The organism is Pseudomonas sp. SIMBA_068 (assembly GCF_046534705.1).
Lineage (GTDB): Bacteria > Pseudomonadota > Gammaproteobacteria > Pseudomonadales > Pseudomonadaceae > Aquipseudomonas > Aquipseudomonas putida.
Genome location: NZ_JAWRYI010000156.1, coordinates 1 through 352 on the forward strand (window position 1 = coordinate 1; position 352 = coordinate 352).

Here is a 352-nt window from a genome sequence, read left to right on the forward strand (position 1 = left end):
GCAACGAACTGGACAACATCGCAGCCAGCCTCTCGGCCGCCTACAACATTGGCGCCCACACCTTCACCCTGGCTTACCAGAAAGTCAGCGGCGACGGCGACTACGCCTACGGCGTCGACGGTGGCGGCACCATCTTCCTGGCCAACTCCGTTGCCCGCTCCGACTTCAACGCCGAAGACGAGAAGTCCTGGCAGGCTCGCTACGACCTGAACTTCGCCGAATACGGCGTACCTGGCCTGACCTTCATGACCCGCTATGTGCGCGGTTCCGGTGCCACGTTTGAAAGCACCCGCCGCCCTACGGGATGGAAACGCGTCTTAGCCCTCATTCCCTTGCCGCCGCGCTGCCGATC

The 352-nt window shown here is 63.4% G+C and carries 1 protein-coding gene; it reads left to right on the top strand.

Features of this window, described 5'->3' with window-relative positions; translation table 11 throughout:
- The coding region (locus tag SB756_RS28625) for an OprD family outer membrane porin (protein WP_410912884.1) at nt 1-352 on the top strand (352 nt) is incomplete at both ends.